The sequence below is a fragment of the Nitrococcus sp. genome (assembly GCF_059432795.1).
In genome coordinates, this window is sequence record NZ_JBXWZQ010000064.1 from 1 (window position 1) to 15,305 (window position 15,305).

The window sequence follows — 15,305 nt, forward strand, 5'->3', positions numbered from 1 at the left end:
CCGTTGCCTCTCGATCCGCCGTTCTGAGTACCCTCCAAGGACCGCGGCGCCGGCGCCGCGGTCATCCTCGTCGATCGTCCATCACCAATCGTGAAAATCAGCCCATCAAATTGGCTGACCGCTCTCAATACAGGCCGGATCCCTACCCGGTGGGAGGAACAGTTCATTCGGAGGCGCGAAGGATGACCCGGAGAAAGAAAACCAAGTACGTACATGAAGGAAAGTACGTTGCAGAAGTAGAAGTGGAGGTGATTGATGAGGAGGGGGCATGGGCTCCCTATCTCAGTGTTGACGACGCCTATCGCCTCGACGACGTGCGGGAGGCTCTTCGGCAAGGTGATCTGGCCTCGGCAGCGCAATATGGCCGCATCTACGAGCTTCGGCCGGTGGCGCACCAATAAATGCCATAACTCGCTCTTTAGCGGCGCTACCCGCTGCACGCCGCGCGCCCACCCCCCACTCAATGTTGCCGTCAGAATGACTACTGAATAACGCCCTGACCTACTCCGAATCCCCCTGCTCGGCACGCATCGCCGGGAACAACAGCACGTCACGGATCGAGGGGGCGTCCGCGAACAGCATCACGAGCCGGTCGATACCGATGCCCTCCCCGGCCGTCGGCGGCAGGCCATACTCCAGGGCCCGGACAAAATCGGCATCGTAGAACATGGCCTCCTCGTCGCCGGCCTCCTTGCCGGCCGCCTGCGCCCGCAGGCGCTCGGCTTGATCCTCGGCGTCATTGAGCTCCGAGAAGCCGTTGGCGATCTCCCGCCCGCCGATAATCAGCTCGAAGCGCTCGGTGACGGAAGGGTCATCGTCTTTGGGGCGGGCGAGCGGTGAGACCTCCCTCGGGTATTCCGTCACGAACGTGGGCTCGCGCAGCCGATGCTCGGTCGTCTTCTCGAAGATCTCAAGCTGCAGCTTGCCGAGCCCCCACTGCGGTCGCACGTCGATGCCAAGCTCCGTGGCCAGGCGGCAGGCCGCCTCGCGGTCGGCGAGCTGTGCGGCGCTGATGCGCGGATTGTGCTCGAGGATGGCATCGTGGACCGTGCGGCGGGCGAACGGGCGGTGCAGATCGATCTCTTCCCCCTGATAAGAGAGCCGTTCCGAGCCCAGCACCTCGCGGGCGAGGCGGCGCAGCAGCGCCTCGGTCATTTCCATGAGATCGTGGTAATCGGCGTAGGCCAGATAGAACTCCAGCATCGTGAACTCGGGATTGTGGCGGGTGGATACGCCCTCATTACGGAAGTTGCGGTTGATCTCGTAGACCTTCTCGAAGCCGCCGACCACTAGGCGCTTGAGGTAGAGCTCGGGCGCGATACGCAGGTAGAGATCGACGTCCAAGGCATTGTGATGCGTCACGAATGGCCGCGCGGCGGCACCGCCCGGAATGGGCTGCATCATCGGTGTTTCGACTTCGAGGAAGCCCTGCTCATTGAATGCCGTGCGCAAGCACTCGATGAGGCGGCTGCGCAGGAAAAACGTGCGCCGTGAGTTTTCGTTGACGATGAGGTCGACGTAACGCTGCCGGTAACGCGCCTCCTGATCGGCGAGACCGTGGTATTTCTCCGGCAGTGGCCGCAGGGATTTCGTCAGCAGCCGGATATCGGCTACCCGAACGGAAAGCTCCCCTGTCTGGGTGCGATAAACGTGGCCTTCGACACCGACGATATCGCCCACATCCCAGCTCTTGAACTGCCGGTAACTCTCGGCCGGAAGCTCATCGCGCCGCAAGAAAAGCTGGATGCGTCCGCTCATGTCCTGAAGGTGGGCAAAGCTCGCCTTGCCCATCACCCGCTTGCCGACCAGCCGCCCGGCGACCTTCACCGCCACGGCCGCCTCCTCGAGCTCGTCGGTCGTCCGATCGCCGAAACGCCGGTGCAGCTCCGCGGCCAGGCCGTCGCGGCGGAAATCGTTGGGAAAGGCCTGCCCGCTCGCTCGCCATTGCGCCAGCTTCTGACGGCGTTGAGCGATGAGCTTATTGGGATCCTGAGGCGCAGGATCGGTCTTTTTCTGCTCGCTCATCGGTGCAGCTCCGAAGTCGGATGAGTTACAGACCGGCCTTTAGGCTCGCTTCGATGAATGAATCCAAGGCGCCGTTGAGCACCGACTGCGTGTTGCCGATCTCGACGCCGGTCCTCAAATCCTTGATCCGGGATTGGTCCAGGACGTATGAGCGGATCTGACTGCCCCAGCCGATATCGGCCTTGGCTTCCTCGAGCTGATCGGCCTTTTCGCGGCGTTTTTGCATCTCCAGCTCGTAGAGCTTGGCCCGGAGCTGCTTCATGGCGGTCGCCTTGTTCTTGTGCTGAGAGCGATCGTTCTGGCACTGCGTGACGATCCCGCTTGGCATGTGGGTAATGCGCACCGCCGATTCCGTGCGGTTGACGTGCTGACCGCCGGCGCCGCTCGCCCGATACACATCGATGCGCAGGTCCGCCGGATTGATCTCCACGGCCACGTCGTCATCAAGCTCGGGGGAGACGAATACGGCGGCAAAGGAGGTATGACGACGATTGCCCGAGTCGAACGGCGATTTGCGCACCAAGCGGTGGACTCCCGTTTCGGTGCGCAGCCAGCCGAAGGCGTAGTCGCCCTCCACGCGCAGCGTCGCGCTCTTGATGCCGGCGACCTCCCCCTCGGAGATCTCGATGATCTCTGTCGTGAAGTTTTTGTGCTCGGCCCAGCGCAGGTACATCCGCAGCAGCATGCTCGCCCAGTCCTGAGCCTCCGTGCCGCCGGAGCCCGCCTGAATGTCCAGGAAGGCGTTCTTCTCATCCATCTCGCCGGAGAACATGCGGCGAAACTCGAGCGCCTCGACTTCCTGTCGATACGCCGTGACGTCCGCCTCGACCTCGGCGAGCGTGGCTTCGTCGTTCTCCGCGCGCGCAAGCTCGAGCAGCTCGCCGGCATCGGCGATGCCCTGGCTCAGACGGTCGAGGCTCGATAGCAGCGTCTGCAGGCGGATGCGTTCCTGATTGAGCTCATGGGCACGTTCCGGCACGTTCCAGATGTCTGGATTTTCAAGCTCGCGGCAGACCTCCTCGAGGCGCTCCCGGCGCGTTTCGTAGTCAAAGATACCCCCTGAGGGACGTGACCCGGCCCTCGAGATCGTTGAGCGTTGCCGTCAGTGTGCTGAGCTCGACCATAGACGTGTGCTGCTTCGTAGGACTGCTGTTGCACGCATGATATCAGTTCACACGGGACGAGTTCGCGTTGACCACGGGATGGCGAACGGGCGGTGCATCCTCCGGCGCCGCAGGCGCTCAACGCACCTGTTGCCAGACCCGTTGCAAGCGGCTCTCCGAGACCTTCTCGCGCGTCCCCAGTTCCTGGGCAAACAATGACACTCGATATTCTTCCAGCAGCCAGCGATAGCGCTCGAGCTGCGGGTCGACGACGCCCTGCGAGGTCTGCTCGCGGTGCCGGCGCTGATACTGCTCCCACAGCGGCCGGATAGCCTGCAGGCCGCGCTTGTCCCGGCGCGGCTCCTGCTGCAGTTGCTCCAGACGACGCGCCAGCGCCCGCAGATAACGGGGCAGCTCGGCCAACTGCTCGCTCGGCGTCTCGCGCACGAAGCCCGCATAAATCATGGCCTCGAGCTGCTCGCGCATATCCTGCCGGGATTCGAGCTGCGCCGGCGGTACCGGTCCTTTCAGACGCCGGCGCACGTCCTGATACTGCTCGAGAACCTGCAACAACGTCTCGGCGAGACGGGTCGCCGTCGGGACGAGCGCTTCCCGGCCGGCTTGAAGCGCCGCCTCGAATTCCTCTCCTGTCCGCGGCAGAGTTCCTTGCGGAATGAATACCCGCTCGAAGGCCGCCTCCAGGAACTCTTCCTTGAAGGCGTCACAGCGGCCGAGCGCGCTGTAGAGCAGGCACAGCCGATCGATGCCGGGCAACCGGCGTCGCAGATACTTCGCCTGATCGGGCAGGCGGAGCATGTACAACTTCCGGATACCGGCACGGCTCGTGCGCTGCGCCTGCTCGGGTGAATCCATCAGCCGCAGCGCCACGCTCTGCCCCTCGTCGACCACCGCCGGATAGCCTCTCAGGGTAATACCCGCATCCGTGAACTCCACGTGCTCGCTGAGCGTGTCGAAATCCCACCGCCGCAGACCGCTGCGCTCCCAACGGCTGCGCGCACCGCCGGCCTGCTCGCGTGCGTAGGCACCGAGCTCACCTTGCAGCGCGGGGAGATCGCGTCCCTCCGAAATCGTTCGGCCCTTGGTATCCACCACACGGAAGTTCATTCGCAAATGCGCCGGCAGCTCGACGTCCTCCCAGGCATCGGCGGGCAGATGCACGCCCGTCATACGTTGCAGCTCATCGCGTACGACCTCGGTCAGCGTCCCCCGGCCCGGCCGCGCCGCAGCAAGGACCGCGCCGGCGAACTCCGGCGCCGGAACGAAGTTACGGCGCAGGCGTTTGGGCAACGAACGGATCAGCGCCACCACTTTCTCCTGCAGCAATCCGGGCACCACCCATTCGAAGCGCTCCGCGGCAAGCTGGTTGAGTGCCGCCGCCGGAACGAGCACGGTAATGCCGTCCGCCGCGTGGCCCGGCTCGAAATGATAACGCAGCGGCAAGCGCATACTGTCGACAGCCAAATGCTCCGGGTAGGCGTCCGGGTTGATTTCAACCGCCTCGCGCTCCATGAGCATCTGCGGCGTCATGAACAACGACCGGTCGTGCTCGGACCGGCGGATCCAACGCTCGAAGCTCGCGGCATCCGCCAGTTCCTCCGGCAGTCGCTCGGCGTAGAATGCCTCGACAATATCCTCGTTCACCAGCACGTCGCGGCGGCGCGATTTCGCCTCCAATGCCTCAATCTCGGCGATCACCCGGCGGTTGTGCGCGAGGAACTCCCCCCGGGTGCGCAGCCGCCCCCGGACCAGCCCTTCGCGGATGAAAATCATCCGGGCCACCGCGCGGTCCACGCGCGTGTAGTCGACCTTGCGCCGTGCCACCAGCGGCAGGCCATACAGCGATACGCTCTCGTAACCCGCCACCCGGCCGCTTTTTTGTTCCCAGAAGGGCTCGAAATAGCGTCGCTGCACCAGATGCCCGGCCAGCGCTTCCACCCACTCCGGACGAATCTCTCCCGCGATACGCGCGAACACGCGACTCGTCTGCACGACCTCGGCGGCCACGATCCACCGCGGCCGGCGCTTGGCAATGCCGGAACCGGGGAAAATGAGCATCTTCAGATCACGCGCCCCGGTGTAAGTCTGCTCGTCGCTGCGCACGGCGATATTGCTCAACAAGCCGGGGAGCAGCGCGCGATGCACCGCCGCGTAGTCGGCTTCCTCGGTGTTCTCGCGCCAGCCCATGCCCTTGACCAGCTCCCTCAGCTGGCGATGGATATCCCGCCATTCGCGCAAGCGCGCGAAGGAGAGAAAATGCTCGGCGCACCACGAGCGCAGCTTGCGCTGCGAGAGATGCGCCGCCTGTTCCCGGATGTCGTTCCACAGTTTGACCAGAGCGAGAAAATCCGAGCGCCGGTCTTGCCAGCGCTGCTGCGCCGTATCGGCGGCCTGCGAGGCATCCATGGGACGTTGTCTCGGGTCGGGAATGCTCAACGCCGAGGCGATCACCAGCACCTCGCTGAGCGCGCGCTCGGTCTCCGCCGCCACCAGCATGCGCGCAATCCGCGGATCCAGCGGCAGTGCCGCAAGCCGCTGGCCCATCGCGGTCAGCGCATTGTCCGCATCGACCGCACCGAGCTCGTAGAGCAGCTTGAGCCCGTCACGGATCGCGCGCGGCTCCGGTGGATCGATAAAATCGAAGCGCTCGATCGAGCCCAATCCGAGGTACTTCATCTGCAGAATGACCGAGGCCAGATTGGTGCGCAGAATCTCCGGCTCCGTGAACTCAGGCCTCGCCTGATAATCCGCCTCGGCATACAGACGGATGCAAACGCCTGGGGCGAGCCGACCGCAGCGCCCCGCCCGCTGATCGGCGCTGGCCCGGGAGATCGGCTCGATCGGCAAACGCTGCACCTTGGTGCGGTAGCTGTAGCGGCTGATTCGGACAAGTCCGCTGTCCACCACGTGACGGATGCCCGGCACGGTCAGCGAGGTCTCCGCCACATTGGTGGCAAGCACCACCCGGCGCCGCTCGTGAGGGGCGAATACCCGCTGCTGTTCGGCGGCGGAGAGACGCCCGAAAAGCGGCAGGATCTCGGTGCCGGGCGGGTGATGCTTGCGCAGGTGCTCTGCACTCTCGCGAATGTCCCGTTCGCTGGGCAGAAAGACCAGCACGTCGCCCCGCGACTCCCCCGCGAGCTCATCGAGCGCCGCCAGGATGGCCTCCGAGAGGCTGCGATCGCGCTCGTCCTCGTCCTCACTCACCAGCGGCCGATAGCGTATTTCCACCGGATAGCTGCGCCCGGCGACCTGGATGATCGGAGCGTCGTCGAAGTAGCGCGAGAAGCGTTGCGGATCGATGGTCGCCGAGGTGATGATGAGCTTCAGCTCAGGACGGCGAGGCAGGAGCCGCTTCAGATAGCCGAGCAGAAAATCGATGTTCAGGCTGCGCTCGTGCGCCTCGTCGACGATGATCGCATCGTAATGCGCCAAGTCCGGATCGCCTTGGGTCTCGGCAAGCAGCATGCCGTCGGTGACGAGCTTGATCCGGGTGGCGAAGCGCACTCGATCACTGAAACGGACCTTGTAACCGACACCGGCGCCGACCTCGGTATTGAGCTCCTCGGCGATGCGAGCGGCCAGGCTGCGCGCGGCAATCCGGCGGGGCTGCGTATGCGCGATCATGCCCTGAACGCCCAACCCCAGGCCGAGGGCGATTTGCGGCAGCTGCGTGCTCTTGCCCGAGCCCGTCTCACCGCATACGACAACGACCTGGTGTTCGCCAAGCGCCCGTTCGATTTCCGTGCGCTGGCTCAGAATCGGCAGCGCGGCGCTGAACTCGGGCTGCAGGTGCTGGGACCGGCGCTGCTCATAGCGCGTCTGCACATCGGCCAGATCTTCTTTGAGCCGATTCAGCCCGCGCGCGTACGGGCGGCTCTGCCGTTGGCGGCGTTGCAGGCCGGCGAGCCGGCGACGGAACGAGGGAACCCAGGCATGGGGGAGCTTGCCGAGCTGTGTTTCGAGCTCCTGGAAGGGGTGTGCTTTTTCGATTGAGCGAGCCATGAGGTCGCGCGAGCGGGTCAGTTTCTCTCCCTCGGTGGTTGCGCGTTCACGGAGCGGCGCGGGACGGCGCGAAGAGACGGGTATTTGCGCGGCTCCAGACGCAGCGTCTCGACCTGCCAGCCGTTCGGTTCACACTCGATGAACAGGCACGACGGCCCGCCGTGGGTGCGGGTGCGCCCGGCCGCCCCCGGGTTCAGTATCCAGGGCCGCTTCTCTAAATCGGTGAACAATTGGTGGCTGTGGCCATAAACCACGGCGCGGGCATCGGCGTAGCGTCGCCGATAGCGATCATGGCGCTCTTTGACACTGTAATGCTCGTCGCCGTGCACGACGATCAGCAGCCCTCCCGGCAGCTCGACGCTCGCCTCCCGCGGCAGCGTCGCAAGCATTTGATGCTCGGCGGCAAGCCATTTCTCCGGCGTGTCGTTGTTGCCCCGAATCGCGACAAGCTCCTCGCGCGGTTGCATCGCGAGCAGCACATCGGCACCGCCGATATCCCCTGCATGAACCGCGACGTCACAACGACTTACCAAGTCCGAAATACGGGGATCGAGGAAGCCGTGAGTATCAGCAAGTATGGCAACACGCATGAAAGGTCCGACTGACTGAGCAGATCATAGAGGGTTGCGCACCGTCTCGTTAGACTCCCGCGCCGCCGAAAAACGCCGGTCAAGCTAAACGTTTTTCCGCATCCCTGCAAGATGCCGGCCGATTCAGCTCGATGCCTCGTTGGCAATTCCGTGGGGCACATGTCCGGTGGCGACATGGCGGCGGCTCGACTCGCAATGTCCGTGCTGATCGTCAAAGAAAATATCGGCGCCGAACGCCTGCAGGAACTCTCCTTTGGACAGCCCGCCGAGGAATAGTGCCTCGTCGATCCGGATCTCCCAGCTGCGCAGCGTGCGAATCACCCGTTCATGAGCCGGCGCGCTGCGCGCCGTCACCAGCGCGGTGCGGATTGGACACGCATCCGCGGGGTATTCCGACTGCAGGCTTTGCAAGGCAGCGAGAAAGCTCTTGAACGGGCCGCCCGGTAGCGGCTCCCGCGCGTGCAGGCGCTCGCTGCTCGAGAACTCCTCGAGACCGCCGGTGCGGAAAACGCGTTCCGCCACGTCACCGAACAGCACGGCATCGCCGTCGAACGCGATCCGCAGCTGCTCGTCGGCGTCGGCTTTGATGACGGCGCCGCTGTCTGTCAACCGCGGCAGAATGGTGGCCGCGGCATGGCCGCGATCCAACGCCGCCACGACATCGCTTGGATCCGCGGAGAGGAAGAGATGCGCGCAGAAAGCCGGGACATAGCGCCATGGACTCGCGCCATTGGTGAACGCCGCCCGAGTGATCGACAACCCGTAGTGCTCGATGGAATTGAACACTCGCAACCCCGTATCGGCGCTGTTGCGCGATAACAGGATCACCTCGACCCGGGTGCGCTCCGAGTCACGGTTGAGCGCCAGAAGCTTGCGCACGAGATCATAGGCCACGCCGGGCTCGAGAAGCTTTTCCTCGTGCTCGATCTGGTAGCGACAGTAAGCGTCGATGCCCTCGGTCTCGAAAATTCGATGGCCCTCGCTCATATCGAACAGGGCCCGAGAGGAGATACCGACCACCAGCTTGCCATCGAATGTCACGGGCATACCCCGATCATCCTGTTCAGCGCCGACGGCTTGCGTGTGGTAGCCTAGCATCAACGCTAGATTGCCGCACGGAGGCACCACCCAAACGCGGTGATTCTCGCCGCGCGCTTCGTAAGGCGCTGCCGGGCGGCCGGTATGACTGGACAAGGAAGGCACGAAATGGCAGATTTCGGATATCCTTTTCAAGGAGGTTAGCAACTGATGGTAGATCGTGCTCGTGACATTACATTGGGGCGGAACTCAGCCCGCCTCGAGGGTGTGCTCGGGGCCAATCGCGTCATCCGCAATACGTATGCGCTGCTGTCGCTGACGCTGCTGTTCAGCGCCGCAACGGCCGGCGTCGCCATGGCGACCAATGCCGCACCGCTGCATTGGCTCATGGTCCTGGGCGGCTATTTCGGGCTGCTCTTCCTCACCAATGCGTTGCGCAACAGCGCCTGGGGCGTGTTGTCCGTATTCGCCCTCACGGGTTTCATGGGCTACACTCTCGGGCCGATGCTGAACTTCTACATCAGCACGCTTTCCAATGGCACCGAGCTCGTGATGATGGCGTTGGGCGGCACCGGCGCGATCTTTCTGACTCTCTCGGCGTATGCGCTCACCACGCGCAAGGACTTCAGCTTCATACGTGGCTTCGTTCTGGCGGGAATCATCGTCATCTTTCTTGCCAGTCTGGGTGCGGTCATCTTCCAGATGCCGGCCCTCGCGCTCGCCGTGAGCGCCGCCGCCATCGTATTGATGGCCGGCTTCATCCTCTATCAGACCAGCGAGATGATTCACGGGGGCGAGCGCAATTACATCATGGCCACCGTCGGGCTCTACGTCGCCTTGTTCAATCTCTTCACCAGCCTGCTTCACCTGCTCGCGGCGTTTGCCGGCGAGCGTTGAGTCCGCCCGCCTGCGCGGAGTCGAGGAGCTCCACGGCCGTGGAGTTCCTCGCTGCCACACCGGATCGCTCGTGCATTCGTCGGGCGGATGAACGATCGCCGTAGCGCGCAAACGGGGATTCTCGGCGGGTACCCGCCCGCGCCTCACTCAGGGGCGGCCGTGGGGGCAAACCACGCGAGACGGTCATGCAAGCGCACCACCTCACCGACGATTACCAACGTCGGCGGCCGCATCGCCTGCTCAACGGCCCGCTGCGGCAAATCGGACAGGCTCGCCACGAGCACGCGTTGCTGTGGGGTCGTTCCCTGCTGTATCAAAGCCGCCGGCATATCCGCGCGCATGCCATGGGCGATCAGGCCCGCCGCCAGCGCCGCCAGTCCGCCCAGCCCCATATAAAACACCACGGTCTGGCCGGGCCGCACCAGCAGCTCGAAATCCAGCGCCAGTTCGCCGTTCGCCCGGCGATGGCCGGTAACGAATACGCAGGACTGCGCATAGTCGCGATGCGTCAGTGGGATGCCGGCATAGGCGGCGCACCCGCTCGCCGCGGTGATGCCCGGAACCACCTGGAAGCGAATCCCTTCGGCCATTAGCGAGTCCACTTCCTCCCCGCCACGCCCAAAAATGAAAGGGTCTCCGCCCTTGAGCCGGGCGACGCGCTTGCCCTGCTGAGCGAGGCGCACGAGCATGCGGCTGATCTCTTCCTGGGGAATGGGGTGTTGATCGCGGCGCTTGCCCACGTAGACCCGCTCGGCCTCGCTTCGCGCCATCTTTACGATCGCCGGCGCCACCAGCCGATCGTAGAGAACGACATCGGCGCGGCGCAGCAAGCGCAATGCGCGTAACGTCAGCAAATCCGGATCGCCGGGCCCGCCGCCGATCAAATAGACCTCGCCCGCCGCCGCAGGGGTATGCCGCGTAGCCGGGTTCCGCCCCGCGGCCCGCTGCGGAGACGGGCGCTTCGGCGGCACTGGGTTGGTACGCCGGGGCGCCGTCTCAACGTGTCCTTGGTCAGCCAAGGCAGGACCCACGACCCAGCGGCGCAACCGTTGGCAGTCTTCCGCCATGCTGGCTGCCAACCGAAAAATCAGGCCCTGTCTCATCCAATGGCTCTGTGGGGCATCGCTTCGCCGGGGAACACCGCGCGAATCTTGTCGTGGTACGTTGCGCACTTGGGGAAACAACTCTCCCGCCCAACTATAGTGAGCGTTGAAGTATTTACAAAAAGAATAGTTTTTTTTATTTATAGGCTAATGGGTTATTAAAAAGGCAAGCTGTGAAGCTCAATCAGCTGCGCTACATTTGTGAGGTGGCTCATCGCGGGCTGAATGTATCCGCCGCGGCAGAAGCCCTCTATACCTCGCAACCCGGCGTCAGCAAACAAATCCGCATGCTCGAAGACGAGCTCGGAGTTCAGATTTTCAGCCGCAGCGGCAAGCACCTGACCCATGTGACGCCGGCGGGAGAGGAAATTCTGGCGCTGGCCCAGCGGATTCTGGGAGAAGTGGAAAACATCAAGGCGGTCGCCCAGGAGCACGTAAGCGAATCACGCGGCAGCCTCTCCATCGCCACCACCCACACCCAGGCGCGCCACACGTTGCCTTCGATCGTCAGCGGTTTCCGAGCCCGCTACCCGAACGTCAGTCTGCACATGCATCAGGGAACACCGTTACAAATCGCCGAGATGGCAGCACGCGGCTCGGTCGATTTCGCCATAGCGACCGAGGCCCTCGAGTTGTTCGAAGACCTGGTGATGATGCCCTGTTACCGGTGGAATCGCAGCATTATCGTCCCGGTGGCGCATCCTCTATGCGAGGTACAGCCGCTGACCCTGGAGGCGGTGGCCCGCTATCCGCTCGTCACCTACGTCTTCGGCTTCACCGGACGCTCCAAGCTCGACAAAGCCTTCGCCGACGCAGGACTGAGGCCCGAGGTGGTCTTCACCGCCACGGACTCCGAGGTCATCAAAACCTACGTCGCGCTGGGGCTGGGCGTCGGCATCATGGCGACCATGGCCTTCGACACACAACGCGATACCGGTTTACGCGCCCTGGATGCGAGCCATCTGTTCGAGCCCAGCATCACCAGCATCGGCTTTCGCCGCGGCATGTATCTACGCGGTTATATGTATGAGTTCATCGAGGCGTTCGCCTCTCATTTAACACATGACGTGGTCGAGCGTGCGATTGCCGTGCGCAGCGCAGAAGAGCGGGAGCAGCTCATTCGCGATTTCGAGCCTTACTTGGAAATGCGCTGACCTCGTTGCGGCTGCGGCCATCCGCCCTACACCCGCCTCGGGCCCGGCGGGTCGTCGAGAAACGCCCTGCCGCCGAGATACGGTTGCAGAACGGCCGGAACCCGCACCCGACCGTCCGCTTCCTGATAGTTTTCGAGCACCGCCACGAGACAGCGGCCGATCGCCAGGCCGGATCCGTTCAATGTGTGCACCGGCTCGGGACGCCCGGTTGCGGGATTTCGCCAGCGCGCCTGCATGCGGCGTGCTTGAAAGGCTTCGCAGTTGCTGCAGGAGGAGATTTCCCGGTAGCGTTGCTGGCCCGGCAACCAGACCTCCAGGTCATAGGTCTTCGCCGCCGCGAATCCCATGTCACCGGCACACAGCGCGACCACCCGATACGGCAGATCAAGGAGCTGCAGTATCTTCTCGGCGTGGCCCGTGAGCTCTTCGAGTGCCGCATAAGAGGCCTCGGGCCGCACGACCTGTACCAGCTCCACCTTGTCGAACTGGTGAAGGCGAATCATGCCCCGCGTGTCCTTGCCGTATGAGCCGGCCTCGGAGCGAAAGCACGGTGTGTGGCAGACGAAGCGCAGCGGCAACGCGTCAGCTTCGACGATGCGCTCACGCACGAGATTCGTCACGGGCACTTCCGCCGTGGGAACCAAAAAAAACGGGCTCTCCGCAGCCACGCGGAAGAGATCCGCCTCGAACTTGGGCAGCTGGCCCGTGCCCTGCATGGCCTGGGCATTCACCAGATAGGGAACGTGCACTTCCTCGTAACCGTGCGCTTGCGTGTGCACATCGAGCATCAATTGAGTCAACGCCCGGTGCAGCTGCGCAAGGTGGCCGCGCAGCACCACGAAACGCGCCGCGGCCAACTGCGCGCCGGCTTCGAAATCCATCTCATGGTGCAGCGCTCCCAACTCCACATGATCGCGAGGCGTGTAATCGAAACTGGGTTGCTCCCCCCACCGAGAGATCTCGACGTTATCCTCCTCGTCCGCACCGTCCGGGACGCTCGAATGCGGCACGTTGGGAATCTCGAGCTGCCAGCGATACAGCTCGCCCTGGACCGTTTCCAGCGCCTCGCTCGTCGCGCTGAGCCGCTCTGCGAGCTGGGCCACTCCGGCGCGCAACGCTTCGATGTCCTCGCCACGTGCCTTGGCTTGGCCGATCGCCTTGGACTGGCGGTTACGCTCGTTCTGTAGCGCTTGCGCGTCCATTTGCAACTGGCGGCGCCGCTGCTCCAATTCACCGTAACGCGCGGTGTCGAGCTCGAAGCCGCGCCGGAGCAATTGACCGGCGAGCGCTTCGCGGTTGTTCCGCAGTTCCTTGGGGTCCAGCATCAATTCGTCCCTTCAAATGGTGTCAACGACATTCTGCGCGGTGACGTGCACGGCACATCCCGCGCCGGCGCCGCGTGGACGGCTCGGACGTCCGCTACGCCGGGTACGGTGCATCAATCGCCACCCCCGGCTCCGGCCTTGGGGTCGAGCGCGCGCAGTGATCTCAGATGCTCGCCGATGCGCCGCTCCAACCCTCGGTCCGTGGGATGGTAGTAGCGTCTCCCGGAGAGCTCCGCGGGAAAGTACTCGGCACCGGCGGCATAGCCACCGGGTTCGTCATGCGCGTAGCGGTAGTCACTTCCGTAGCCGAGCTCGCGCATCAGTCGCGTTGGCGCATTACGCAGCGACAACGGCACCTCCAGGCTACCGTGGACACGGGCATCTTCAGCGGCCGCCTGATAGGCGCGATACACCGCATTGCTCTTGGGTACGCTGGCGAGATACACCACGGCTTGTGCAATCGCGAGCTCACCCTCCGGGCTGCCCAGGCGTTCCTGGGCGTCCCAGGCATTCATTGCGATCTGCAACGCGCGCGGGTCGGCGTTGCCGATATCCTCCGAGGCCATGCGCAGCAGCCGGCGGGCAACGTATAGCGGATCGCATCCCCCCGTGAGCATGCGACACAGCCAATACAAGGCGGCGTCGGGCGCCGAGCCGCGAATCGCCTTGTGCAGCGCGGAGATCTGATCATAGAACGCCTCACCGCGCTTGTCGAAGCGAGGCCGCCCGCCGGCGGCTGCCGCCCGGATGAGCTCGCCGTCGATCCGCTCCGTCGCCGCGCCGAGCTCCGCCGCCACTTCCAGCACATTGAGCGCGTTGCGCGCATCGCCGTCCGCCGCCTGGATCAGCAGCGCACGGGCTTCGTCGCTGAGCACGAGCCGCCTGGCGCCGAGGCCGCGCTCGGTGTCCTGCAACGCGCAGTCGATGATGCGGCCCAACGCCGAATCGTCAAGCGCACGCAGGACATAGATGCGCAATCGGGACAGCAATGCGTTGTTGAGCTCGAAAGACGGATTCTCCGTAGTCGCCCCGACGAAGACGACGGTGCCGTCCTCGATGAAGGGAAGAAAGGCATCCTGCTGCGCTTTGTTGAAGCGGTGGACTTCATCCACAAAGAGAATCGTCTGGCGCCCACGAGCGCGATTCGCCCGGCCCGTCGCGCTCGCCTCGCGGATGTCTTTGACACCGGCCATGACGGCCGACAGGGCCAGGAACTCAGCGTCGACGACGGCAGCCATGATTCGGGCCAATGTCGTCTTTCCGGTCCCGGGCGGGCCCCAGAAGACCATGGAATGCAGCCGACCGGATTCGATCGCCTCGCGCAGAGGCTTACCCGCCCCCAGCAGATGCGCCTGGCCGACGAACTCCGTAAGCAATCGAGGACGCATGCGATCCGCCAGCGGCCGCGTCCCGTCCGTCATTGCGGGGCAGCCGCCTGGTGCTCGGTACCGATGACGTCCACTCCCTGCGGCGGGGTAAAGTGAAATCGCTGCGGGTCGAACTTGGGATTGCGTTGCAGATCATGCAGCTCCAGATGCGTCGTCTGCCCCAAACCGTCCTCGATCTCGAGGACATCCGGCACCCCGTGCGCCATATGCAGCCGCACGCGTTGAAATTCCCACTGATCGGTCTTGGGCAGTAAACCGAGCCAGCCATCACCGAGATCCTTGAGCTTGAAACTTCGTTGCAGATCGGAAAAACGGCCGCTCAGCAGCTGTGCCGGGCCCACCCCCAGAACATCGTCGAGCGGCTTGACGGTGACTTGGCGCAACTCCACGTCGTAGACCCACAGCCGTTTTCCATCGGCGACAATCCGCTGCCGGTAAGGCTTTTCATAGAACCAATCGAAGCGATTCGGGCGAGCCAAAGCCAGTTCACCGGACGAGGCGTCGATTCGGGCGCCGTCCTCGGCATGCGTCTTCTGAACAAACCGGCCGGACAACGTATGGACGGAGTCGTAGTACTGCTGCAGCGCCCGCAGGGCATCTGCTGCGAGGCCGATTCCGCATGGCAGCATCAGGAGCAAAAGCAAAATGACTCGCACGCA

Annotated in this window: 11 protein-coding genes and 1 pseudogene; 3 read left to right on the top strand and 9 right to left on the bottom strand. The window is 64.1% G+C overall.

Annotated elements, in window-relative coordinates; translation table 11 throughout:
- The first annotated feature begins 182 nt into the window (after nucleotides 1–182).
- Nucleotides 183–401, top strand: a complete 219-nt coding sequence (locus AC52Q4_RS05040; protein WP_495535714.1) for a hypothetical protein — start codon at nucleotides 183–185, stop codon at nucleotides 399–401.
- A 100-nt stretch (nucleotides 402–501) separates the two neighbouring features.
- On the opposite strand, the gene lysS is transcribed toward AC52Q4_RS05040, so the two are convergent.
- The 5 genes from lysS to AC52Q4_RS05065 form a co-directional block, all read right to left on the bottom strand.
- The gene (lysS, locus tag AC52Q4_RS05045; RefSeq protein ID WP_495535715.1) at nucleotides 502–2,025 is read right to left on the bottom strand and encodes a lysine--tRNA ligase; all 1,524 of its coding nucleotides are present in this window, start codon (nucleotides 2,023–2,025) and stop codon (nucleotides 502–504) included.
- Nucleotides 2,026–2,050: 25 nt separating this feature from the next.
- Nucleotides 2,051–3,149 (bottom strand): peptide chain release factor 2 gene (prfB, locus tag AC52Q4_RS05050; RefSeq protein ID WP_495535716.1). Its coding sequence is split into 2 segments (ribosomal slippage): nucleotides 2,051–3,073 and nucleotides 3,075–3,149, totalling 1,098 coding nucleotides; the frame shifts between segments, so codons are not numbered across the junction.
- A 117-nt stretch (nucleotides 3,150–3,266) separates the two neighbouring features.
- A complete protein-coding gene (hrpA, locus tag AC52Q4_RS05055) occupies nucleotides 3,267–7,151 on the bottom strand; it encodes an ATP-dependent RNA helicase HrpA (RefSeq protein WP_495535717.1) in 3,885 nt (1,294 codons plus the stop codon).
- 17 nt (nucleotides 7,152–7,168) lie between these two features.
- The gene (locus tag AC52Q4_RS05060; protein WP_495535718.1) at nucleotides 7,169–7,741 is read right to left on the bottom strand and encodes a metallophosphoesterase family protein; all 573 of its coding nucleotides are present in this window, start codon (nucleotides 7,739–7,741) and stop codon (nucleotides 7,169–7,171) included.
- 123 nt (nucleotides 7,742–7,864) lie between these two features.
- A complete protein-coding gene (locus tag AC52Q4_RS05065) occupies nucleotides 7,865–8,788 on the bottom strand; it encodes a 5'-nucleotidase (protein ID WP_495535719.1) in 924 nt (307 codons plus the stop codon).
- A gap of 201 nt (nucleotides 8,789–8,989) precedes the next feature.
- Here AC52Q4_RS05065 and AC52Q4_RS05070 point away from each other — a divergent pair, with 201 nt between their 5' ends.
- Nucleotides 8,990–9,676: a Bax inhibitor-1/YccA family protein gene (locus tag AC52Q4_RS05070; RefSeq protein WP_495535720.1), complete on the top strand. Its 687-nt coding sequence runs from the start codon at nucleotides 8,990–8,992 to the stop codon at nucleotides 9,674–9,676.
- A gap of 143 nt (nucleotides 9,677–9,819) precedes the next feature.
- On the opposite strand, the pseudogene cobA reads toward AC52Q4_RS05070, so the two are convergent.
- Nucleotides 9,820–10,587, bottom strand: a pseudogene (gene cobA, locus AC52Q4_RS05075) (uroporphyrinogen-III C-methyltransferase); the annotation flags it as partial.
- Nucleotides 10,588–10,952: 365 nt separating this feature from the next.
- On the opposite strand from cobA, the gene cysB reads away from it, so the two are divergent.
- Entirely contained in the window at nucleotides 10,953–11,933 is a 981-nt protein-coding gene (gene cysB / locus AC52Q4_RS05080; protein WP_495535721.1) for an HTH-type transcriptional regulator CysB, read from the top strand.
- Between the two features lie 26 nt (nucleotides 11,934–11,959).
- Here cysB and serS read toward each other — a convergent pair whose 3' ends face one another.
- From serS to lolA, 3 genes are all read right to left on the bottom strand, one after another.
- A complete protein-coding gene (serS, locus tag AC52Q4_RS05085) occupies nucleotides 11,960–13,258 on the bottom strand; it encodes a serine--tRNA ligase (protein ID WP_495535722.1) in 1,299 nt (432 codons plus the stop codon).
- Between the two features lie 113 nt (nucleotides 13,259–13,371).
- Nucleotides 13,372–14,679 (bottom strand): replication-associated recombination protein A, encoded by a 1,308-nt coding sequence (locus AC52Q4_RS05090; RefSeq protein WP_495535723.1) that lies wholly within the window; start codon nucleotides 14,677–14,679, stop codon nucleotides 13,372–13,374.
- Nucleotides 14,676–15,302, bottom strand: coding sequence for an outer membrane lipoprotein periplasmic chaperone LolA (gene lolA / locus AC52Q4_RS05095; RefSeq protein WP_495535724.1), 627 nt, complete (start codon nucleotides 15,300–15,302; stop codon nucleotides 14,676–14,678). The genes AC52Q4_RS05090 and lolA overlap by 4 nt, the downstream gene beginning before the upstream one ends.
- Nucleotides 15,303–15,305 lie beyond the last annotated feature (3 nt).

Bases quoted from the DNA above. Each gene is read 5' to 3' on its own strand.
- AC52Q4_RS05040 (WP_495535714.1), top strand. From the start codon at position 183: ATGACCCGGAGAAAGAAAACCAAGTACGTACATGAAGGAAAGTACGTT.
- lysS (WP_495535715.1), bottom strand. From the start codon at position 2,025: ATGAGCGAGCAGAAAAAGACCGATCCTGCGCCTCAGGATCCCAATAAG.
- hrpA (WP_495535717.1), bottom strand. From the start codon at position 7,151: ATGGCTCGCTCAATCGAAAAAGCACACCCCTTCCAGGAGCTCGAAACA.
- AC52Q4_RS05060 (WP_495535718.1), bottom strand. From the start codon at position 7,741: ATGCGTGTTGCCATACTTGCTGATACTCACGGCTTCCTCGATCCCCGT.
- AC52Q4_RS05065 (WP_495535719.1), bottom strand. From the start codon at position 8,788: ATGCCCGTGACATTCGATGGCAAGCTGGTGGTCGGTATCTCCTCTCGG.
- AC52Q4_RS05070 (WP_495535720.1), top strand. From the start codon at position 8,990: ATGGTAGATCGTGCTCGTGACATTACATTGGGGCGGAACTCAGCCCGC.
- serS (WP_495535722.1), bottom strand. From the start codon at position 13,258: ATGCTGGACCCCAAGGAACTGCGGAACAACCGCGAAGCGCTCGCCGGT.
- AC52Q4_RS05090 (WP_495535723.1), bottom strand. From the start codon at position 14,679: ATGACGGACGGGACGCGGCCGCTGGCGGATCGCATGCGTCCTCGATTG.